This window comes from Shewanella insulae, from assembly GCF_009831655.1.
GTDB lineage: Bacteria > Pseudomonadota > Gammaproteobacteria > Enterobacterales > Shewanellaceae > Shewanella > Shewanella insulae.
Genome location: NZ_WRPA01000003.1, coordinates 25,729 through 40,146 on the forward strand (window position 1 = coordinate 25,729; position 14,418 = coordinate 40,146).

The 14,418-nt window shown below is 55.3% G+C and carries 13 protein-coding genes; 5 read left to right on the forward strand and 8 right to left on the reverse strand.

What is annotated here, in order from left to right; all coding sequences use genetic code 11:
• Positions 1-66 precede the first annotated feature (66 nt).
• Positions 67-1,575 (reverse strand): leucyl aminopeptidase, encoded by a 1,509-nt coding sequence (gene pepA / locus GNT65_RS04490; RefSeq protein WP_160793923.1) that lies wholly within the window; start codon positions 1,573-1,575, stop codon positions 67-69.
• 220 nt (positions 1,576-1,795) lie between these two features.
• Between pepA and lptF the strand changes: the two genes are divergently transcribed.
• Together lptF and lptG are read left to right on the forward strand one after the other, a co-directional pair.
• Positions 1,796-2,908, forward strand: a complete 1,113-nt coding sequence (gene lptF, locus GNT65_RS04495) for an LPS export ABC transporter permease LptF (RefSeq protein ID WP_160793924.1) — start codon at positions 1,796-1,798, stop codon at positions 2,906-2,908.
• Positions 2,905-3,963, forward strand: coding sequence for an LPS export ABC transporter permease LptG (gene lptG / locus GNT65_RS04500; protein WP_160793925.1), 1,059 nt, complete (start codon positions 2,905-2,907; stop codon positions 3,961-3,963). Before lptF ends, lptG begins: the two co-directional genes overlap by 4 nt.
• Positions 3,964-4,039: 76 nt before the next feature.
• Here lptG and GNT65_RS04505 read toward each other — a convergent pair whose 3' ends face one another.
• The 3 genes from GNT65_RS04505 to GNT65_RS04515 all read right to left on the reverse strand — a co-directional run bounded on the left by GNT65_RS04505 (position 4,040) and on the right by GNT65_RS04515 (position 5,379).
• Positions 4,040-4,549 carry an RDD family protein gene (locus GNT65_RS04505; protein ID WP_160793926.1) on the reverse strand — a complete coding sequence of 170 codons (510 nt, stop codon included), beginning with the start codon at positions 4,547-4,549 and terminating at the stop codon, positions 4,040-4,042.
• 61 nt (positions 4,550-4,610) lie between these two features.
• Complete coding sequence (locus tag GNT65_RS04510; protein WP_160793927.1) at positions 4,611-4,856, reverse strand: DUF2960 domain-containing protein; 246 nt, start codon at positions 4,854-4,856, stop codon at positions 4,611-4,613.
• A gap of 40 nt (positions 4,857-4,896) precedes the next feature.
• Entirely contained in the window at positions 4,897-5,379 is a 483-nt protein-coding gene (locus GNT65_RS04515) for a GNAT family N-acetyltransferase (RefSeq protein ID WP_160794263.1), read from the reverse strand.
• Positions 5,380-5,695: 316 nt separating this feature from the next.
• On the opposite strand from GNT65_RS04515, the gene GNT65_RS04520 reads away from it, so the two are divergent.
• Both GNT65_RS04520 and GNT65_RS04525 read left to right on the forward strand, forming a co-directional pair.
• Positions 5,696-6,331, forward strand: a complete 636-nt coding sequence (locus GNT65_RS04520) for a YqiJ family protein (RefSeq protein WP_160793928.1) — start codon at positions 5,696-5,698, stop codon at positions 6,329-6,331.
• Positions 6,332-6,385: 54 nt separating this feature from the next.
• Positions 6,386-8,173 carry a flotillin family protein gene (locus GNT65_RS04525; RefSeq protein WP_160793929.1) on the forward strand — a complete coding sequence of 596 codons (1,788 nt, stop codon included), beginning with the start codon at positions 6,386-6,388 and terminating at the stop codon, positions 8,171-8,173.
• 92 nt (positions 8,174-8,265) lie between these two features.
• Here the strand turns inward: GNT65_RS04525 and GNT65_RS04530 are convergent, their stop codons facing one another.
• From GNT65_RS04530 to GNT65_RS04545, 4 genes are all read right to left on the reverse strand, one after another.
• Positions 8,266-9,765, reverse strand: coding sequence for a carboxypeptidase M32 (locus GNT65_RS04530; protein ID WP_160793930.1), 1,500 nt, complete (start codon positions 9,763-9,765; stop codon positions 8,266-8,268).
• A gap of 167 nt (positions 9,766-9,932) precedes the next feature.
• A complete protein-coding gene (locus GNT65_RS04535; protein WP_160793931.1) occupies positions 9,933-10,565 on the reverse strand; it encodes a DUF2913 family protein in 633 nt (210 codons plus the stop codon).
• Between the two features lie 165 nt (positions 10,566-10,730).
• Positions 10,731-11,399 (reverse strand): peroxiredoxin-like family protein, encoded by a 669-nt coding sequence (locus GNT65_RS04540; RefSeq protein WP_181006161.1) that lies wholly within the window; start codon positions 11,397-11,399, stop codon positions 10,731-10,733.
• A gap of 152 nt (positions 11,400-11,551) precedes the next feature.
• Positions 11,552-12,850, reverse strand: a complete 1,299-nt coding sequence (locus GNT65_RS04545) for a DEAD/DEAH box helicase (protein ID WP_160793932.1) — start codon at positions 12,848-12,850, stop codon at positions 11,552-11,554.
• 322 nt (positions 12,851-13,172) lie between these two features.
• Between GNT65_RS04545 and GNT65_RS04550 the strand changes: the two genes are divergently transcribed.
• On the forward strand, positions 13,173-14,372 hold the full coding sequence (locus GNT65_RS04550; protein ID WP_160793933.1) for an EAL domain-containing response regulator: 1,200 nt from the start codon (positions 13,173-13,175) through the stop codon (positions 14,370-14,372).
• Positions 14,373-14,418 lie beyond the last annotated feature (46 nt).

Here is a 14,418-nt window from a genome sequence, read left to right on the forward strand (position 1 = left end):
GGTGAAGCAGCGCTTCACCTTTTTCTTGCTTAATCACTTAGCTTTTAGCTGTGATAAGACCTGGCATTACTCGCCCTGTTCAACACCTGCGCGATTGATCAGGAACTGAGTCAGCATAGGTACGGGACGACCCGTTGAGCCCTTGTTGGCGCCGCTGTTCCAGGCGGTACCGGCCACATCCAGATGCGCCCAGTTGTACTTCTTGGTGAAGCGCGACAGGAAGCAGGCTGCTGTGATGGCGCCGGCTGGACGACCACCTAAGTTGGTCATGTCGGCAAACGGGCTTTCCAGATGCTCCTGGTACTCATCCCACAGCGGCATGCGCCATGCGCGGTCGCCACTCTGTTCGCCGGCGTTAAGTAGTTCGTGAGCCAGCGGGTTGTGAGAAGAGAAGAGGCCTGAGGCGTGTTTACCCAAGGCGATCACACAGGCACCCGTGAGGGTGGCGGTGTCGACGACCAGTTCAGGGTCGAAGCGCTCCACATAGGTGAGCACGTCACACAGTACCAGACGGCCTTCGGCGTCGGTGTTAAGCACCTCTACAGTCTGGCCCGACATAGTGGTCAGGATATCCCCTGGACGATAGGCGTTGCTCGATGGCATGTTTTCACAGCCAGCCAATACACCCACTACGTTGATCGGCAGCTTAAGCTCACACAGGGCCAGCATGGTACCAATTACGCCTGCGGCGCCGCCCATGTCATATTTCATCTCATCCATGGCTTCGCCTGGCTTGAGTGAAATCCCGCCCGAGTCGAAGGTCAGGCCCTTACCCACGAGTACGATAGGTTTCTCTGTGCTGTCTACAGAGCCCTTGTATTCCATGACGGTCATGACTGACTCGTTATGGCTACCGCGGCCGACGGCCAGGTAGGAGTTCATGCCCAGCTTGGCCATCTGCTCTTCGCCCACCGTAGTGACGGTGAGGTTTTCATGGTTTTCGGCGATCTGACGAGCCTGGGAGGCCAGATAAGCCGGATTACAGATGTTTGGTGGCATGTTGGCCACGTCGCGACACAGCTGAGTACCAGTCGATACGGCCATGCCGTGTTCGATGGCGCGCTCGCCTACGGTGAGTTCGCGGCGAGTCGGTACATTGAATACCAGCTTGCGCAGCGGACGACGGGTTTCGCCTTTACGGGTCTTGAGTGCGTCGAAGCTGTATAGACTGTTTTGCGTCGATTCAATGGCTTCGCGTACTTTCCAATAGGTATCGCGGCCCTTAACGTGCAGTTCGGTCAGGAAGCAAACGGCTTCCATAGAACCTGTGTCGTTTAAGGTGTTGATGGTTTTGGTGATGATCTGCTTGTACTGGCGTTCGTCTAGTTCTCGTTCTTTGCCACAACCTACAAGAAGGACGCGTTCACTCAACACGTTGGGTACGTGATGCAAGAGTAGCATCTGACCCGGTTTACCTTCTAAGTCGCCGCGGCGAAGTAAGTTGCTAATGTAGCCTTCACTGATTTTATCCAGTTGCTCAGCAATACCAGAGAGGCGTCTAGGTTCATAGACACCAACGACAATACAGGCCGAACGTTGTTTTTCCGGGCTGCCGCTCTTAACGCTAAACTCCATGAGCTCTCCTAGATTCTTAAAGACAAATATTATTATTTATTAGATAATGTCTGCTTGTGTCCAAAACGGACCTAAAATTGGTACACCAATGTTAATTTTTCAGGTGTTTTTCTGCCACTTTTAGTTAAAGGCTGGTCACAAAACTACCAAAAGTAGACAGTCTACATGAAAAGTGGGCTGATACCAGCATAAATATAAGTTTAGGGACTGGATCCTGCCTGTGATTGTATTTAGATACTTGATTCGTGAAGTTTTAAAAGCGCAGATGGCAGTGCTTTTAGTACTGTTAGCTATTTTTATTAGCCAACATTTTGTTCGTGTACTCGCTGATGCGTCCGATGGCGAGTTTCCTGCCTCTCTGGTGATGACCCTCCTAGGTCTTAATCTTCCCTATCTTGCCGTGCTTGTGGTGCCTCTGAGCCTGTTCTTGGGGATTCTGGTGGCCCATGGTCGCATGTACGCCGAAAGTGAGATGGTGGTCTTCCATAGTGTCGGTGTGAGTGAGTGGTATGTTACTCGGGTGACCCTGCTGCTTGCCGTCGTCAATATGTTATTTACCGGTTTCTTATCTATCTACGTCACACCCTGGGCGGAAGAGACCCAGAACCGAGTGCTGGAAAATGCCCAGTCCGAGGCCGGTCTGGCGGCATTGACCCAGGGGCGTTTCCAGACCAGTCCTAATGGCCGCGCGGTGCTTTTTGTCGAGCGCATCGGTCGAGATAATCAGCTCGACAAGGTATTTGTGGCTCAGTTGCCCGACCCGGAAGATGGCGCCAGCCAGTCCAATATCGTGGTGGCCCAAGGCGGCAGCGTGGTGGAGGATGATACGGGCGAGCAGCGCCTCAAGCTCAATGATGGTATTCAGTACCAGAGCAAGCAGAACCAGCTCGACTATCAGGTGGTGCAGTTTGCCGGCTACGAGATGCAGATCAAGGAACAAGAGGTGGATCAGCGTCGCCGTAAGCTGTCGGCCTTGCCTATCGACCAGCTGCTCGATACCGAGGGACCGGAGGCGGTAGCCGAGTTCCACTGGCGTCTGGCGATTCCGTTGGCAATTCCTTTTATGACGCTGATCGCCGTGCCCATGGCGCGGGTGAATGTGCGCCAGGGTAAGTTTGCCAAGATGTTCCCGGCTATCTTGCTCTATCTGGGCTACTTCGGCTTGATGATTGCCGGGCGTAAGGCGCTCGAAGATGAGGTGATACCCACCTATCTGGGCATGTGGTGGATCCACGCCTCGGCGTTGTTCATGGGGATATTGCTGTTGAGTAAGGAGCGCCCCACTGGGGCAAAGCTTTCTGGCTTGCTCAAGCGTAAGAAGGTGGCGGCATGAGAATTCTAGATTTCTATATCGCCCGAGTATTGGTGAGCACCTCGGCCCTGTGTCTGCTGGTATTGATCGGCCTGTCGGGCATCATCAAGTGGGTGGATCAGCTGCGTCTCGTGGGGCGCGGCACCTATACCATGGTGGATGCAGCCATCTATGTGCTGTTTCTGATCCCCCGTGACATAGAGATGTTCTTCCCCATGGCGGTGCTCTTAGGGGCATTGATCGGCATGGGGATGCTGGCGTCGAACTCCGAGCTGGTGGTGATGCAGTCGTCGGGCCTGTCCCGTTTTCAGATCACTCTGTCGGCGATGAAGACGGCGGTACCATTGATGCTCTTGGTGATGGCCCTCGGCGAGTGGGGCGCACCTGTGGCCGAGCGTCACGGCAAGGAGCTGCAGGCGGTGAAGCTGTCGGGCGGTAGCCTGTTTAAGTCGAGCCGGGGGATCTGGGCCAAAGATGGTGACCTGTTTGTCAACATTGGCGAGATAGAGGATATCAACAGCCTGCACAACATAGTGCTCTACGAGTTCGACGATAAGCTTAACCTGGTGGGCACCATTGAGGCGCGCCGGGGCGTCTATGCCAAGGATCACTGGCGCCTGCTCGATGTGCGTCAGACCAAGATCACGCCTGAGCAGGTGAGCCTGACGGATCTGACCCTGTATCGTTGGGAGTCGACCCTGACGCCGGATAAGCTCAGCGTGGTGTCGGTGAAGCCCGAGGCCTTGTCGATCCAGGGCCTGGTGGATTATCTTGAATACCTGAGGGTAAACAACCAGGATTCCGGCCGCTATGAGCTGGCGCTGTGGCGCAAGATCCTGCAGCCTATCACGGTTGCGGTGATGATGCTGGTGGCCTTGTCATTCGTGTTTGGTCCGCTGCGTACCGTGACCATGGGCGCGCGCGTGCTGCTGGGTGTGGTGGCCGGTTTCAGCTTCTACATCTGTAACGAGATCTTCGGTCCCATGACCTTGGTCTATGGCCTGCCAGCCGTGTTGGGGGCACTGATGCCGCCGCTGATCTTCAGTAGCGTCGCCATCTATTATATTCGCCGCTAGCGGGTGACCTATTTCCATAGCAATACGCCCATTAAAAAAGGACCCTTAGGGTCCTTTTTTAATGCCTGGGTTTAGTCTACACGCCGTGCCAGTTACGCATCTGGTTAGCTTCTTTGGATAGCACCACCACTTCCGAGCGGGTCATCATATCCTGCAGCGCCAGCTTATCGCCGTTGATTAAGATCCATAGGTTACCTATGCCAAGCAGCGACCAGACGAGACGGGCGGTGGCGGTGATCATGCTCAGGCTCTGGCCATTGGGGTGTTGGATCTTCAGACGCCAGGCGCGCATGCCCAGGGTCTGGCCGCCGTAGCTCCAAAACAGCACATAGAAGAGGCCGACGCAGAAGGCGATCCACAGCTGGTAAACTCCCTTGTAGACTGGCGTAGCGTTGAGCAGATCTGAGACATGCTCAAATCCTTCCATGGCGATCAGGCCGCTGCTGGTGAGGGCGGTAAAGATGCCGAAACCTAAGGCTCCGGCCACCATGTAGACGGCGACCGCCAAAAGCAGGTCGTACACTATCGCGCCCAGTCGGCGAAAGAAGCCGGCTCTGGGGAAATTGGCATGTTCAATATTAGACATTTAGGGCCTATATTATCTGGTAAAAGGCGAAAATGGGTGGCTTATTCTAGCTAAGTTAGTCCTAGCTTTCATCTCGAATAAAGTGGATGTCGCTAAAGCCGAAGCGGGCAAATTCCTTCTGGCGATAGTCTTTCACCGCCTGAGAGCCCTTAGAGGTCATGGCGACCTGGGCCTCCATGGCGTGGTAGCGGGTCAGGTCAATCCCCTCGGCCGCCGCCACGGCTTCGTAGATGTCATGAAACTTGTCGTAGACGAAGTTGATCTCTTTGTATTGGTTCTTAAAGGTATAACCGACTCTGCGGGCCATAATATTCTCTTACTGATAAATTGAAGCTCGGCGGAAAATGCTAATCGATGGCATACACCATGTAGCAGGCATCTTCCGGGTAGCTGTCCAGGGATTTGTCGATTATACGCGATTTGAAGCCCAGGAGTTGCCAATATGTATGGGCACCGCCCACGGCAACTAGCGAGATGCTGCCCAGCCCCCAGTTTCTGGCCTGTTCGATGAGGCGGCTAAACACGGCTGCGCCGGCGCCCAGCCCCCGGGCCTTGGCGGAGAAGGCGATATCGTGCAGGTAGAGGGTTTCCTGTTTGGGCACCGTATCCAATACCTGCTCCAGGCTGGGGGGGAGATCGCGCTGCCAGGGGTGTGCCAGGCAATAGCCGATCACGGCATCGGCTTGGGTGATCACATAGCAGGTCTCGGGGGAGAGTTGGGCCTTACTCTGCAGGGCAGCGAGGGATTCGGGCTCGATATTGGGATAGCATTCATCCTGAATGGTTAATATGGCAGGCCAATCTTGGGTCTGTATCTCTCGTACTTGCATCACTAATAGTTTCCAGACTTGGAGAGGCCCTAGATATTCGCATAGCTTTTAGGGCTTATCAATGGTAGGGGCCTAGCGAATAAAATTAGCAAAAACAAATGTGTAAATTGGCTATTTACTCAATTATTTAGTCTGTTATTCTCTAATTTTCGGCGGCTTACCTGCCTTGATGAGTCGATAGCTTGTCTGAGCCGTCCAGTTAGCAATATGTTTAGGAATATCTGTTTAAAAGCGTGGTATAGCAATATACCTACGCGATATTAAGCGGGCCTTAAATTCCCTCGGGGGATCTGGCATTTTCTCATGGAGAGAGACAGTGGATTTTTTACTGCTTACCGATAACCTTCCCTACAGCCTGGCAATGGCCCTGGTGATTCTACTTGGCCTGGTCGAGGGCTTATCTATGGTCTTTGGCCTGAGCCTGTTTGGCCTGCTGGACGACCTGTCGCCCATGGAGATGGACGCCGATGTGGACACCGACGTGTCTGGCGTCACAGGCGTTGCCGGTTGGCTCTGCTTGGATCGTCTGCCTCTGCTCATCTGGCTGGTGCTGGCCCTGACCAGCTTCGCCATCGCCGGCTTTGGTATCAACTATCTGGCCCAGTCGTTTTATGGCCACTTACCCTCGCCCTTGGGCGTATCCCTCGCCATCCTGCTGGGGGCCTTATCCTGCCGTTTCCTCGGTGCCCGTCTCGCCAACCTATTGCCTAAGAACGAGTCTTCGGCGGTGTCGGTGGACGATCTCAGCGGCCTGGTGGGAGTGGTTACACTGGGCTGTGCCCGCAAGGGATTTCCCAGCGAAGCCGTGGTTAAAGATATCTATCAGCAGAAGCATTATGTGTTGGTGGAGCCCGAGTTGGCCGGGGAGGCCTTCTCCCAGGGCACTTCTGTGGTGCTATTAAACCGCAATGGCCAAGTCTGGTCTGTGGTGCAATTTAACGATGAAATTTAGGCAGTCTTGCTGCCATAAAACCTGCTTACAACAAGCTTAGATTAAGGATGAAACATGAATGAAGTTGAAGGAATAGGCCTGTCCTTTGGGGGCAGTTTTGTATTTATCGCCGCTGGCGCGGCGTTAATCGGTATCCTGGTGATCGGCCTGATCTTTGCCAAGTTGTATCGACGGGCGTCGAAAGAGACTGCCTTTGTGAGAACGGGTTTTGGCGGCGAGAAGATCATCAAAGATGGCGGCGCCATCGTGTTGCCTGTGCTGCATGAGGTTATCGCGGTGAATATGAACACCCTGCGTATCGAGGTGGAGAAGATGCAGAAAGATGCATTGATCACCAAAGATCGCATGCGGGTGGATGTGCGCGCCGACTTCTACCTGCGTGTGGCGCCGAGTGTGGAAGGGATCTCCATGGCGGCGCAGACCTTAGGTACCCGTACCACTCGGGTCGAAGAGGTGAAGAAGCTGATGGAGTCTAAGTTTGTCGACGTGCTGCGTGCGGTGGCGGCCGAGATGACCATGACAGAGATGCATGAGCAGCGCGCCGACTTCGTGCAGCGGGTGCAGAACAATGTCGCCAACGATCTGGAGAAGAACGGTCTCGAACTGGAGTCGGTATCGCTAACCGGTTTTGACCAGACAGACTTGCAGTTCTTCAATGAAAATAACGCCTTCGATGCCGAGGGTCGTGCTCGCCTGGCGAAGATCATTGAGGAGAAGCGTAAAGAGACCAACGATATCGAGCAGGAAAACCGCATCAAGATAGAACAGCGTAACCTGGAAGCCGAAAAGGAGTCGTTGGAGATAGAGAAGGCGGAAGAGGAAGCGCGTCTGGTTCAGCAACAGGCGTTGGAATTTAAGCGCGCCGAGCAAAAAGCTGAGATCCTTAAGAAGCAGGAGCAGAAGAGCCGTGAAGAGCGTGAGGCGGAGATCGCCAAGGAGCGTGCGGTAGAGACGGCCCAGATCGAGAAGACCAAGGATATCGAGACCCGAGAGATCGAGAAGCGTAAGGCGATCGAACAGTCTCGCATTCAGCAGATGCGCGATATCGAGGTGGCCGAGCAGGATAAGCAGATCGCCGTGGCCGAGAAGTCGGAAGAGGAGTCTGCCGCGCGCGCCAAGGCAGCCGAGGCCGAAAAGCTCAAGGTCGAGAAAGAGGAAGCGGTTATTACCGTGCGCCAGGTGGCCGAGGCTAACCGTCGCAAGGAGATCGAGGTGATCGACGCCCGTAAGGAAGCCGAGCGTGATGCGGTGGGCGTGACGGTCGAGGCGGAAGCCGAGAAGCGCGCCGCCGAGGATAAGGCGAGTGCGATCCTTACCGAGGCTAAGGCGGGGGCCGATGCCAAGAAACTTAAGGCCGAGGCCGACGAGAAGGTATATGCGGTCGAGGCGGCCGGTAAGCAGGCGCTACACGAGGCGGAAAACGTGCTCAGCAGCGAGCAGATAGAGCTACAAAAGGCGCTGGCCATGCTCAAGACTCTGCCGGAAGTGGTAGCCCAGGCGGTCAAGCCACTGGAGAATATCGAAGGGATCAAGATACTCCAGGGCTACGGTACCTCGGGTGCCACTCAGGGCAATGGCGAGACGGTACTGAGCCAGGGGGGGATCGCCGAGCAGGTGACCTCTGCGGCATTGAACTACCGTGCCAACGCCCCTATCGTCGATGCCATGCTCAGAGAGCTGGGCATGGTGGATGGCAAGAAAGGCAGCCTCAACGATCTGCTTAAGGGTCACAACATGATCGCCCAAGAGATGCTGGGCGCAGAGGAGATTAGCGACGAGAGCCAAGGGGCTCACTCGCCGTTGAACGGTAAGCATCAACGTGAGGGGGATGCTGCCAGCTAGGCGACATGACGCTGCTCTGCCAGCAAGATAACGAAAAAGGCTAGCCTATTGCGCTAGCCTTTTTGTTTACCCATTCCTGTTTAGCTTAGCCTCTAGCCTAAGTAGCGCTCCTCGAGATGATGTTTGAAGTGAACCGGGTTGAGTACCTCGCCGGTCACCCGCGTCACCAACTCATCTGTGGTTAGCAAGGAGCCCTGGGACCAGATGTTTTGGTTGAGCCAATCCATCACTTGGGTGATATTCCCCTGCTCAATCAGGCTGTCGATATCGCCCAAAGCCTTGACCATGCTCGCCTTAAACTGGGCCGCGTACATGGCGCCCAGGCTGTAACTCGGGAAGTAGCCCAGTTCCCCCACCGGCCAGTGGATATCCTGCATACAGCCGTTACGATAGTCATTCTGGGTGGAAAGCCCCAGCAGGCTCTGCATCTGCGTGTCCCAGAACTCGGGAAGATCCGCAACCTGCAAGCTGTTGTCGAGCAGGCCTTTCTCCACCTCATATCTCAGCATGATATGGCAGGGGTAAGTCACCTCGTCGGCATCGACCCGGATGAGTCCCGGCGTTACTCGCTGCACCAGATGTGTCAGGGACTCATTACTCAGACTTGCCCCCAGATGGTGGTTGATCTTCTCGGTGAGCAGGGCGATCATCGCCGGGCTTCTGCCAAGCTGCATCTCGAAAAACAGGCTCTGGCTCTCGTGGATCGCCATGGAGCGCGCTAAGCCCACGGGTTGACCGCGCCAGTCGCTGGGCAATCCCTGCTCGTAGCGGGCGTGACCCACCTCGTGGATGGTGCTATAGAGGGAGGTGGCAAAATCGCTCTCATCATAGCGGGTGGTGATCCGCACATCACCGGGCACGCCGCCCGAGAAGGGATGGCTGCTGGTGTCCAGGCGGCCCTGATTAAAATCGAACCCAAGTCGCTGCATCACATCCAGGTTGAGGGCTTGCTGAGCCGCGGCGCCGCTGTGTGGAATAGTGACCGGCTGCCAGCTCTGCTGTTTGGCTTGCACCTGCTGGATCATCTCTGGCAGCCAGCTTCTCAGCTCGCCAAACACCTTATCGAGCGCCGCTGTTTGACAGCCGGGCTCAAACTTATTGAGTAGGGCATCATAGGGGGAGATCCCCTGTACCTCACCGAGGATCTGCGCCTCTTCGCGCACCAGGGCGATCACCTGCTCCAGGTTTGGCTTAAAGCTTTGCCAGTCGTTGTCCTTGCGTTGTTGACGCCAGGCATGTTCGCAGGCATAGGTGAGCGCCGTCTTCTGCTGAACCAGCTCGCCGGGCAGGGCGGTGGCCTGTAGCGTGTGATAACGCATCTCTCTCAGGTTGGCCGCTTGCTGCGGCGTGAGAGCCTCTTCGCCCGCCGCCGACAAGTTATCGATCAGAGAGGGTACCGTCTTGAGTTTGTGGATGTGCAGGGCGAGCTCGGCCATCGCCTCGCCCCGTCCCTCACTGCCGCCACTCGGCATCATGGTGGCCTGATCCCAGTCGCCCAAGGCCTGTAGGTGCTGGAAGTGGTGGATCTGTTTAAAGGCGGCGCACAGGCCGTCGTAGTTCGGCGTCGCCGAATCTTGCTTGTTTGCTGTCATATTGGCTGTCGACCTTAAATAAACCTGGCTGACATGCTAACACGAGAAGGACTAGAAACGAGTGTTGATAAAAGGTGTGTTGATAAAACGTGTGGTGAGAAACGAGAGTCGATTAGCAGGGCCGTCCCGGTTAAGACGGCCATAAGAGAAGATGAGCTAAAGCCAGCTTAGGCCTTGAGCAGTGCCAGTGCGGGTTGCTGGTTGCCCGGATAGAGGCGATAGGCCTTATGGTGTTTGATGCAGCTGGCCTTCTTGTCACCCTGGCTCAGTAGCAGAGCGTGCTTAACGGCGTGTTGGGCGATCAGTTGCTCGTCGGCACGAATATAGAGGGTTATGGGTTTGATAAGCTTGCCCTCGACCAGATGCTGCTCGTACTGCTCGACCGAGATCACCAGGCTGTTTTTACCGTCGCAGTCGAGCCTGAGCTTGCCGCTCACCTCACAGTCGAGAATGATGAGCCAATCCTGGGCTTCAAGCTCGCCAATCAGTGCCTGCAGCGACTGGCCCACCTCGGCATTTTCCATGGCTGGCAGGTATTGATCTTGGATCCGCGCTAGCAATTGGGGCAGTTGGGCACCGGCGCCCTTGCTGCGTCCTTCCCGGATCCAGCGGGTCAGGTCATCGGCCACCAACTTGGAGAAGCGTCGCTCCTTGAGTGCCTGCACCATCCAGTTGCAGAGGAAATGGCTCTCGGCTGCCGGGGTCTTGATGCTGCCTGGATTTGCGTTACGCGCCGCCAGGTCGGCGAGTCCTGCCTGGGCTAAGGCCATTAGGGCCTGGTTGTAGCTTTGCTCTGTCATTGCGTCTCCACGCAAAAGAAATAGGGATGCGGCGCCGAGTATACCCTATCGTCGCCCTTATCCCTATCCACCAGACAAAGAAAACCGCCGCAAACTCTTCGAATGCGGCGGCTTTGAGGTCATGCTGAGCCCTATCTCGTCGTCATAGGCCCTGTCGAAGCCTGCCTAAGAGTTGATTAGGCTCGCGGCGGTGAGGATCAGCTTAGGCTCGGCGCGCACCTTGTAGTTGGGGTTGATGTATTGAAAGTGGACCAGTCCCGTCTTGTCTGTGATATAGACGGCGGGCACAGGCAGCACCAGACGCTCATCGCCGGCCGCATTCTTCCACAGCTTGTTTTTTAACTTCATCTTGGCCATGTATCTATCTGAGATGCTCTGGCTGGTGAAATAGGCCAGGCCGAAGGCGCGCATGGCATTGAGGTTAACATCCGAGACCAGGGTATAGTTGAGGTCATTCTTGGTCATGGAGGCGCGCAGCTCCTGCGGCGCATCGGGTGAGATGCCGATCAGCTGAAAGCCCATCTTGAGGAGATCCTTTTCGATCGCCTGTAGCTGGCCCATCTGGGCGTTACAGAAGGGACACCAGCCGCCACGATAGAAGAAGAGCACGCTGGGCTTGCCCTGAAGCATCTGCTGCAGATCCACAGCTTTGCCTTGGAGATCTTTCACCTGAATTGAGGGCACTTCTTGACCGTTCAGTAGCGGCGAGATAGACGTCGGGCTTTCCGCGATAGGCTTGGCCGATGCAGGGGTAACGATGAGCGTCAGGCTCGCCAGGGTGAAGAGTAGGACGCTCAGCAGGGCGCCGGCGCGTGAATAAGGTGTCTTGGTCATAGGGTGGCCTTCTCGTAATTGTTTTATCTGTCGAACAGACCCTGGTGGAGGCGGTAAACTTTCACCCTGATGTGGAATTAATCGATACGAACAAAAAAGGCACTGTTAAGTGCCTTATTTGATTAGATAATAATTTTGTGACCGTACGTCGATTATTTTTGCTTCTTTGTTTTCGCGTTGGATGAGTTCTTCACCTTCACCCGGCGAGCCCCCATGTTCTTCTCGGCGATCACCTGGGCACCAACGTTGTCGCTGCGCTGCTGCTTCTTGGCGAAGCTGCGACGCTTCTGCAGCTGTTTGATCAGGAGATCGCGACTACCGACCTCGTAGCCTGGGATGGTGATGCGGCGGATCTTACTGCCGATCAATTTCTCGATGTCAGCTAAGGTGCGCTCCTCTTCACGGCTCACCAGCGAGATGGCGACGCCGCTGCGACCGGCGCGGCCGGTACGACCGATTCGGTGCACATAGTCTTCGGCGAGGAAGGGCAGGTCGAAGTTGACCACATATTCCAGCTCGGGAATATCCAGGCCGCGGGCGGCGACCTCGGTGGCGACCAGGGTGCGCACCTTACCCTCTTTAAATTCTCGCAGCGCTCGGCGACGATTGCCCTGAGGCTTCTCGCTGTGAACCACGGCCGATGGGATGCCGTCCAGGTTAAGCTCCTTCACCAGGGAGTCGGCGGCTTCGCGGGTGGCGGTAAATACCAGCACCTGTTGCCAGTTCTTCTTGCCGATAAGCTCGGAGAGGAGTTCGCGCTTGCGGCGCTGCTCGACAGGGTAGACCACCTGGCTGACGGTCACCGCCGTGGTGTTCTGTTTGTCCACGGCGATCAGCTTAGGCTTGACCAACATCTCGTTGGCCAGCTGCTTGACGGCGCTAGAGAAGGTGGCTGAAAACAGTAGGTTTTGGCGATTGCGATTTACCTGCTGCAAGATCTTCTGAATGTCAGTGATGAAGCCCATATCCAACATGCGGTCGGCCTCATCCAGCACCAGGAAGTCGACGTTAGACAGGTTGAGGTTACAGGCCTGCAGGTGCTCTAGGAGGCGTCCCGGAGTGGCGACTATGATGTCGGCGCCTTTTTTCACCTTGGCCGCCTGGGTATCCATCTTGACGCCGCCATAGACGGTCAGCACTGAGATGGGCAGGTAACGGCTGTACTGCTTGATGTTGTCGGCCACCTGGGCCACCAATTCGCGGGTGGGGGCCAGGATCAAGGCGCGGGTGTTTGAGCGCTGGGTATCGCTTGGGTTATCGAACATCTTCTGCAGGATAGGTAGGGCGAATGCCGCCGTCTTGCCAGTACCCGTCTGGGCGCTGGCCAGCACATCCTGTCCGCGGCGAATCGCCGGGATGGCCTCTTTTTGAATGGGCGTCATTTTTTGGTACCCGCATTCTGAGATGGCGTGCAAAATCTCGGGAGCAAAACTGAAAGATTCAAATCTCATTGGGATATCCTGTTGTTTACCTTCTAAAATAACGACATATCAAATTGAGTCTAGTCCAGGCTCGAGCCGTACCTTAACTCATTTCCGCCTTGGGCCACAAAGGCGGCCGCGGAGTATAGCAAAATTTTCGGTTAAAACCTGCACTTTTATCCGTTCGCCTGCATCTTGCCTCCCGGTTAAACCCGCCTATTTGACAGCCAAGAGTGCTGAACTAACCTTATTTAAGTTAACTGTTGGAGGTTGTCAAAGGCATGGAGGCTTAGGTGTTTTTTCTATCTGTCCCAATTGCAAGACAGCATCCTGCAAAGGCTTAGGGGATGCCATGTCGATAAATGTCTTGATCGTCGATGATTCGCTGAGTGCCTGTCGGGTGCTTAGTCGTCACTTTTTGCTGCTGGATGTCGATAAGGTGGAGTTCTGCCGTGACGCCCGCAGTGCCATTCGTACCCTGAGTAAATATAAAGATGACTACCAGATAGTGGTGGTGGATCTGCATATGCCCGAGGTGGATGGCATAGAGTTTCTGATGCGTCTGAGTAAGATGGATTTCAAGGGAGGTATCATTATCGCCTCGGCCATGGAGTCGCGCATCGTCGAGGCCGCCTCCCAGTTGGTGGAGGCTTCCAAGCTCAGACTGCTCGGCGCCTTGATGAAGCCGGTTACCACAGAGCAGCTCAGGGTCTGTGTCGAGCGTTATCGCCTGATGGCCTTCCAAGGGAATGGCGTGAGCCAGAAGGGGCAGATGAGTATCGACGAGATCCGCCGCGCCATCAATAGCAATAAGGTGATCCCCTATTATCAGGCGCAGGTGGATATTTCCAGCGGTCAGATAAAGGGCTTCGAGGTACTCTGTCGCTTGCAGCAGGGCACTCGCTTGCAATTGATCACCCCGGATAAGTTTATCGAGGTGGCCGAGAGTAACAATGCCCTAAACAGCCTGACCACTAAGCTGCTTAATAGCGCTATCCCAGAGTGGGCCTTGATCAGCCAGTTCGATTCCTGTCAGCAGTGCCGCTTGTCGATCAACCTGACGCCAAAGCAGCTTAATCAGAGTGGCTGGCATACCCGTCTGATGCAGTATTGTGAGCAGAACCTCTTGTCGCCATCGCGCCTGACGGTGGAGATCACCGAAAACCAGGTGCTGGACAAGCAGCGCCAGCACTCCAGCATTAGCCAGTTGAGAATGAATCGCATAGGTGTGGCCATCGATGACTTCGGTACCGGCTACACCAATCTCTCACAGCTATGCACACTACCTATTAGCGAGTTGAAGCTGGATCGCAGCCTGGTTCACGGCATACATAAAGACCCCGTCTCCCAGACGATACTGCGTTCTATGCAGGCGATCGGCAGTAAACTCGGCATCCATCTGGTGGCCGAAGGGGTGGAAGATATCCATGACCTTAACTATCTGGAGCAGATAGAGGATATCTCCTTACAGGGCTATCTCATCTGTCGCCCTAAACCCTACAGCGAGTTGGTGCGCTGGTTAAAGGCACGTGAGCGACTGCTTCAGGCCTAAAAAAACAGCACCCTGAGGTGCTGTTTTTTTGCTTAACTAGCTTAAG